Origin of the sequence: Streptomyces sp. NPDC059851, assembly GCF_042732005.1 — a bacterium.
In the GTDB taxonomy this organism is placed as follows: Bacteria; Actinomycetota; Actinomycetes; order Streptomycetales; family Streptomycetaceae; genus Streptomyces.
The window spans coordinates 1-5,593 of the sequence record NZ_JBHWJJ010000249.1 but is presented as its reverse complement, the minus strand read 5'-3'; the positions used below and the strand labels follow the sequence as shown (position 1 = coordinate 5,593).

General features: G+C 76.7%; 1 protein-coding gene. It reads right to left on the bottom strand.

The window, feature by feature from the left end:
* Positions 1-4,504, bottom strand: a 4,504-nt coding sequence (locus ACFV7Q_RS38250; protein WP_385435564.1) for a DNA-binding protein, incomplete at its 3' end; no start/stop codon positions are given.
* Between the last annotated feature and the right edge of the window lie 1,089 nt (positions 4,505-5,593).

Genomic DNA, 5,593 nt, shown 5'->3' with positions numbered 1-5,593 from the left:
TCCCGTCCACGTCCGGATCGCCCGCGGCCGGCGCACCCGGGTCGGCGAGCAGCGCCGCGAACCGCGGGTCGTGGACGCAGCGCAGCGCGAGCTCGACGGGGTACGGCCGCTGGTCGGTACCGCGCAGCAGCGGCAGGTACGGGTCGGAGCCGGTGGAGTCGAGCAGGGTCGGGCGCAGGGCGGGCAGGCCCCCGGTGCGGGACAGCACCACTGCTCCGTACTCCTCGTAGTGCTCGGCCGTACGGGTCGCAGCGCCGGCGGCGGTGCGGAACTCGGCCGCGTTCGTGCACGCGCCGAGCTCCACCAGCAGCTCCGGGGCGGCGAGCCGCTCCCGTACCGCGGTGAGCGCCGCCGGCAGGAGGGCCCGGACCGGATCGCCGGCCGGCAGCCGGTGGGCCAGCCAGGCGGCCATGCCCACCGTGCCGGTCAGCACGTCCGGGGAGAACGCCTCGCCGTCCGGGGCCCGGTGGACCGCCCGGCCGTCCTTGAACTCCCAGCGCGTGTCGGTGCTCAGCTGCGGCGCGGCGGCCGGGTCGAGCACCGCGGGCAGGGAGCGCACGGCGGGCCAGCGCGTGGCGACGTCCCGATGGGCCTCCGTGGTCAGCCATTCGGGGACCGGGACGCGGCGGCCTACCTGCCTGTTCCACACCTCGGCGGCGGCGGCCACGTCCGGGCCGTCGGACCACAGCCGGGCCGGGTCGGCGGGCAGGAGTGCCGCCACCAGGGAGCGGCGAAGGTCGGCGCTCAGGTGCTTGAGGTCGTCCCGGGCCGCGGCGGCGTCGCCCGCCTTGACGCCGATCGCCTCCCGCTGCTCGGCGGTCAGGGCGCTGCGCTGGTGGTGGTCCACGGCTGGTAGGCCGGCGACGACCAGCCGGGCCACGGTGCCGGACACGCCGGTGAGCCGGGCGAACTCTTCGACGGCTGTGGGCAGCCACGGTGCGGGTCCGCGCTGCGCGGCCTCGTCGACGAAGCGGTTCAGCCAGTCGGGGTCGCGCACGGGGTCGCCGAGGGGGCCGTGCCCGCGCAGTGTGTAGGGCTCGGGCACGGTGAACCGGCCCGCCGGGTCGTACTGGACGACGCCGAGCTCGAAGCCGTCGTTCGTCGACTCGTAGTGGCGGCCGGTGGCGAGGAAGGCACCGCCGCCGAGGGGCAGGACGCTGCTGCGGTACGGGTGACGGGCGGTGACCGGCTTGTTCAGGAGTTCGCGCTGGGTCAGGTGGATCCGGGCCAGGCGCCACGGGCTACCGGACGCGGAGGCCATGCCCAGGTCGTGGGCCTTGCGCAGGAAGGCGAGCAGGGTCTGCCGCTGTGCGTCCGTGGTGGCAGCGGCGACCGCCCGGTAGGCGAGGGCGGCCGGCTGCTCCCACAGCGGAGCCCAGTCGAGGGCGGTGAACGGGAGGCTGGGCAACTCGGTGTGCAGCCGGCCGGGCACGGCCGCCTCCATGTCCTGCGCGGCCCCGGCGAGGGCGGACAGGACACTGAAAACGCCGTCGTGCTCACCGCCGCCCCAGCCGTAGTGGACGCCGCCGATCAGGCCGGACAGCGCCTGTTCCAGGTCGTGGTCCGAGGGGCCCGGCCGGGTCTCCCGGTAGGTCTCTTCCGGCGCGCGGGAGGTGAGGCGCGCGGTGACGGCATCGAGGGCGGCCTGCTGGTCGAGGGCGAAGCCGACCCAGTCGGCGACGCCCCGGATCAGCACGGGGTCGGTGACCTGTGGCAGGGCCTCCCGCACGGGCGCGAGCAGTCCGCCGGCCGCCCCGGCGCCCTCCGCCGCGCCTTCCGCCTCCCGGTTCGCGGCGGCCGCGGTCAGCAGTGCTGCCGCCGCAGCCCGGTCCACCGCGCGCAGCGCCGCTGAGCCCTCCGGGTCGCGCGGGCGCAGGCAGAACCAGTGACCGGCGGGCGGCAGGCCCTTCAGGGCGGTGCCGGTGGCGGTGTAGGCGGTGCCGAAGCGCGAGTCGGCGGTGACCGCACCGTCCGGGTCGGTGAGCCGGAAGTGGTTCCCGTATGCGGAGAGCGCGCGCGGGCGGTCGTCGCCGGGGAAGGTGACGGCCGCGAGCGGGATGTCGTCCCCGGTGAGGGTGACGGTCCGTCCAGCGGTGTCGCAGGCCCGGTGGCCCTCACCGGGCACGTCCACGACGCGCCAGCCGAAGAGGCCGTCCACGGGCTGTCCGAGGACCGAGCCCTCGACGGCGGGCCCGGGCCGCAGCCAGCTGCGGCCCGTACACAGGGTGCTGCCCGCCGGGAAGCCGTCCAGGGGCGCGTCCAGGAAGGCGGGCAGGGAGCGCCGGCCCACGGTGTTCCCGGCCGGGTCGTACTCGGCCCAGCCCGCGGGTTCGTCCGCGCCGTCCCAGACCCAGTACGTGCGTCCGTCGGACAGGGTGGGGCGTTCGACCGGCAACGCGGTGTCGCCCCGGTGCAGGACGCCCGCGCCGGTCGTCCGACCGCCGTCGGCCAGTGGTAGGGCCGTGTACTGGAGGTTCCAACGCCAGGGGTTCGCGCCGGTGTCGAGGGTGAAGATCCGGTCGGGGGCGGTGTGCCAATAACCCTGCGTCGCTCCGGTGCCCCACCAGGTACACCAGCAGACCAGGAGCGCGCCGTCGACGTAGTGGAAGCCGAGGTGGCGTCGGGCACTGCCGGGGATGCGCAGATCGTGCTCGAGGACGGTCCCGTGGGCGTCGATGACCCGGACCTGCTGGTCGTTGGCCACGATCAGGTAGGGCCAGGCGCTGGCCACGGTCAGGTCCCGGTCGATGCGCCGCGGTGCCAGCTCGGCGACCGCCTCTTCCCAGGCGGGCCAGGTCAGCTCCTCGAACAGGCCGCCCCTAAGGGTGCGGGCGAGCAACGCCTCGATGTCGACGGCGACGGCGGCGGCCACCTCCGCCTCGGCGAGGGCGAGTGCCTCGGCGGGCAGCCAGGTGAGCCGGTCGAACGCCTCCGGTGCGCCGGGCAGTGCGGTGTCCGTGCAGGCGCGGGCCACCCCGCGCACCCATTCGGCGAGCACCGGCCGGCCGCCGGGCGAGGCCGCCAGGCGCCGGATGACGTCCTGGGTGGTCACGCTGTCGGTGCAGAAGTCCAGGGAGCGCTTGAGGACGCTCCGGAACCCCTCGTCCGCGGCGATCCCCAGGAGGTCGCAGCGGTCTTCCGCGGTGGCCCAGCCGACCAGGTCGAACCGGTCCTGCTCGGCCGGCGCGGCGACGGGTACGCCCAGGGAGAGCAGCCGGTCGAGCAGGGCGAGGTCCTGGACGCCGACCTTCAGGGCGGCCCCCTCCCGGCCGGGCGCGGCGAGTTCGGTGCGCAGCCGGTCGGCGGAGCGCTCCACCAGGTCGAGCAGGAGCGGCTGTGCGGGCCGGTTGCCCCAGCCGGAGTGGCGGGCGGTGTGGAACCGCTCCAGCCAGCCGGCGGTGCCGTCGGCGCAGTGCTCCTCGGCAGCGGGCGCCGCGGAGGCCAGTACGGCGGTGGCGCCCGACTCCTCGAGGACCTCCAGCCACAGGTCGGACAGCTCGCCGCTCGGGTCCTCGTGGCAGGCGGGCATGAGGGACAGCAGCGTGCCGCGCACGGCCGGTTCCCGGCGGGCGAGAGCGGTCAGCGCGCGTCGGTGCGTCTTCCACCAAGCCGCGTTCGCGCCCGGGACGGCGGGCAGCGGCAGCAGTTCGGCCAGGTACTCCTGCTCGACGACGGCCGCGTCGAGACCGGCAGCGCGGGCCAGCCGGCGGAGGGTGACCGCCGCCTGGGCGGACGGTGTCATGCCGCCGAGGGTGCGGCGCACGCACAGGCGGCGGAAGCGCTCGTACGCCTCCGGGGCCGGCAGGCGCGCCTCCAGGTCCTTGCCGTGGCCGGTGAGCACCCGCACCGGGAGGGCGCCTGCGAGGGCGAATTCGAGGAGGACGGCGTCGAGACGGTCCTCGTCGACGGGGAGGCCGTGGCTGGTCTCGCTCTTGCGGGCGCGGGCGAACAGCTGCCCCGCGACGGCGGGGTTGTCGGCGGCGAGGAAGAGGCGGGCGGCCTCCTCGCAGACGACGGGCAGGAAGTGCGGCAGGGAGCCGTCCAGCCGGTCGGCCAGTTCGTGGCAGGCGGCCAGGGCGGCCTTGGGCTTGGTCCTGGCCCGGTGGGCGATCCGCTCCAGTTCGGGGACGAGGGCGAGGGCGTGGTCCCCGTCCTGGGGGTGGTGGACGAGCAGCCACTCCGGGAAGCCGAGGGTCCGGCGGCGGCCGAGGCCGACCACGGCCGGCTCGCCGTCGGGCTCCAGGCCGAGGAAGCCGACGGCGCGGTCCTCCGCGGCGCCGAGTTCGGCCGCGGCGAGGCGGACGACGACGCGGTCGTCGTCGGCCAGGCCCGGGTGGCGGTAGGCACGGGCGGTGAGCTCCACGGCCCCGGGCCCGGCGTCCGCGGTGCCGGACGGGAGGACAGCCCCGGCCTTGAGGAGCAGCTCGGCCCCGGTCGCGCGTTCGGGCGTGCCCGCCGTGGTGCTGATGTTGCTGCTGGTGGTGCTGGTGGTGCTGGTGGTCACGAGGTACCGCCCCCTCCGGTCGTCGTGGCCGAAGTACGGTGCGGCGGCCCCCGCGTCCCGGGCATCACCCCCTGAGCTCCGGTACGGACGGGACCTTAGCGCCACCCACTGACAACAGAGCCGCCGGTCGGACGCAGGGCCCCGACCGGTCCCTTCCGAACGGGCAGCCGGCGCCGCTCGGAGAGGTCAGCGAGCCGCGTCACCTCGGGCCGCCGAGTGGCAGGGCGGTGGGGCGGCCGGTCCCGGTGGTGGTGTGGACGAAGAGTACGGGTACCCGGAGCGCGGGCAGTTCGCGGTCGTGTCCGCGCGTCCACCGACCCGCTACGACGGTGCCCGGTTGGGAGCGGCCGCTGCCGAGGGGCGCAGCTAACGAGCCGCCCGCGACGAGCCGCCGGGTGCCGGCGCCGCAGGCCGGAGTGGTGTCGTCCGGGTCGCCGCCGAAGGCGCGGGCGTGGGTACCGACCCGGTGCGGCAGTACGGCTGGTCCTGACGGCCCCAGTTGGTGTGGCGTCCGGTCTCGGGCCTGGAGCGGTCGGCGGGGCGCTGCCCGTCGTACGCCGACTCGCTGCTGCCCGGCAGCACGGTCTGGTGGGAGGGGCTGGCGAGGGCCGTCGCCTCCCGGGTGCCGCGCCCGGGGCGGGGCGGCCGGGGCGAGGTGATGGGTAGTGGGGCCCGCGGGAGATGCGGCATAGGGCACTCCGCGGACCACGGTGGTGCGCCCTCGTCGGTGCCGGCGACGCATCCGGACGTGGTGCGGGCGACCGGACGGTCCGCATAGCCGCTGCCCGCGCCCGTACGGGGCTGGGGTGGTGGGGTGCGGCGGGACGGTAGGGCGGCGGCAGGGCGGCGGCCGAGCGTCCGGTCGCCTCCCGGCGGGTGGCTGGCGGCCGGGACGAGCCTGCGCACGGGCCGCGAGCGGGGGCGGTCCCCTGCCGGGTACTTGACCAGGTGGGGAACCGGGCGACCGCCGGGTCCGGTCCCGCCCGCCCGGCCTCCCGCGCCCGTACGGCAGCCGGGTCGCCGAACGGGTGAGGGGCGGTGGGGGGGGGGGGGCCGGGGGCGCCCCCCCCCCCCGCCGCGGCGGCGGCT